This window comes from Streptomyces sp. NPDC058741 (genome assembly GCF_042746715.1).
Lineage (GTDB): Bacteria > Actinomycetota > Actinomycetes > Streptomycetales > Streptomycetaceae > Streptomyces.
The window spans coordinates 1-1,874 of the sequence record NZ_JBHYQH010000109.1 but is presented as its reverse complement, the minus strand read 5'-3'; the positions used below and the strand labels follow the sequence as shown (position 1 = coordinate 1,874).

Below are 1,874 nucleotides of genomic sequence, written 5' to 3'. Positions count from 1 at the left end.
CCGCTACGAACGCAAGGCCGAACACTTCCTCGCCTTCACCGCCATCGCCTGCAGCCTCATCTGCTACCGCAGACTCGCCAAATGAGACAACGTCTAAGAAGCTGTTGTCTTTCCGGGCTTGACGACGGCGTTTCCGCTGGTCGGGCATAGGGCCGGTGATCCTGTGGGAGTGGTGCTCTGTCGTGTCGCCGCTGCTGTGGAGGTCATGGATGCCGTCGGTCGTGGGGCTGCTGGAACAGCGCGAGGTCGTCGCTCGCCGTCGCGTGGAAGAGCTGCGGGAGGAGGCCGACCGCATCCAGGCTGAATTGGCCGTGGCCGAGCGGGACTGGAAGGAATGGGCCATCGCTCGCTCGCGGGTGGGCGAGGTGCTTGCCCCGGCAGAGGAGACGGAGCATGGCCACGACCAGGCCGACCGGACAGCACCGACCGCCGACGGGCAGGCCGAGGAGGCATCGTCAACGCCGGAAGCGGCAAAGGCGAAGTCGCAGGTGCCTGTGTGGCGTGAAGGGCTTGCGTGGTCGGCGTTGTCGGTGGACTACCAGCGCATCCTCACCGCGCTCGCGGACCGCGCCCGGCTCCGTCAAGGGCCGATGACCTGCCAGGAGATGGCCGCTTTGTTCGGCATGGACGTGGTGCCGGCGCGGGTGGAGGCGTTGAGGTCGAAGGCGAAACGCCTGGTCGCGCGCGGCTGGCTGGCTGAGTCGGCGCCGGGCCGGTTCACGCTCGCCCGCGGCGTGAGCGGGCCAGGCGGCGGGTCATGACCATGGTCATCGACCAGTAGACCATCGCCTCGGCGCTGGTGGTGCGGCGCTCGAAGTCGCGCACCAGGCGGCGGCTTCGCATCAGGTGGGCGAAGAGGCGCTCGACGATCCACCGCTTGGGCAGCACGACGAACCCCTTCTGGTCGTCGCTGCGTTTGACGATCGCCAGGACCAGGGTGAACGTGGCCAGGCAGTACTCGACGAGGCTGCCGGTGTAGCCGCCGTCGGCCCAGACGAGGGCCAGGCGATGGTGTGCCTGGGCCACCTGCTCAAGCAGGGCCTGGGCAGCGGTGCGGTCGCCGACATCCGCGGCGGTGACCATCACGCCCAGCAGCAGGCCGAGGGTGTCGACCACGACGTGCCGCTTGCGGCCGTTGATCAGCTTGCCGCCGTCGAAGCCGCGGCTGTCCGCGCCGACGACGGCGTCCGCCTTGACGGACTGCGAGTCGATCACACCGGCCGACGGCTGCGCGTCCCGCCCCAGCTCCTCGCGGACCCTCGCGCGCAACCGGTCGTGGAACTCCTTGACCAGGGCGTTGTCGCGCCAGCGGCGGAAGAATGCGTAGATGCGGTCCCATGGCGGGAAGTCGGCGGGCATCGCCCGCCACTTGATCCCGTTGTCCACGAGATACCGGATCGCATCGAGCACCGCGCGGTGGCAGTACCCCTCCGGCCGGCCGCCCCGCCCGCGCATCCAGCCCGGCACCGGCAGCAGCGGCCGGACCTCAGCCCACTCCACGTCCGTCATGTCCGACGGGTACCGGCGCTGCCGCTCGGGTCGGTCAGCCGCGTTGCCGTACACGTGCGCGAGGCAATCACACGTTGGAGCGGCAGAGTTGGACTGCCCGCCCATCGACACGGAAGACTGCGGCACCGGGGCCTCCTGTTGCTCTATGGATTCGACACCCACGAGTTGTTCAGGAGGCCCCGTCCTCATGCCCCGGCCACGGCCAGATCACCCGACCGGGAACCCGCGTTCGACCGCCACCGCTCAAGATCGAAAAGACAACAGCTACTAAGCTTGACGTTTAACGTCGCAGGTCACCCGACCTGCTGACCTGCGGTTATTTCCGGGACAGCGGAGGCGGCCGTTCTCCACGCTTCGAGATGTCG

At 68.6% G+C, this 1,874-nt stretch carries 2 protein-coding genes; one reads left to right on the top strand and one right to left on the bottom strand.

From position 1 onward, the window contains the following. The first annotated feature begins 209 nt into the window (after window positions 1–209). Window positions 210–761: a hypothetical protein gene (locus ACFW6P_RS32060; protein ID WP_386360176.1), complete on the top strand. Its 552-nt coding sequence runs from the start codon at window positions 210–212 to the stop codon at window positions 759–761. Here the strand turns inward: ACFW6P_RS32060 and ACFW6P_RS32055 are convergent. Further along, window positions 718–1,509, bottom strand: coding sequence for an IS5 family transposase (locus ACFW6P_RS32055; RefSeq protein WP_386360178.1), 792 nt, complete (start codon window positions 1,507–1,509; stop codon window positions 718–720). The genes ACFW6P_RS32060 and ACFW6P_RS32055 overlap by 44 nt on opposite strands. Between the last annotated feature and the right edge of the window lie 365 nt (window positions 1,510–1,874).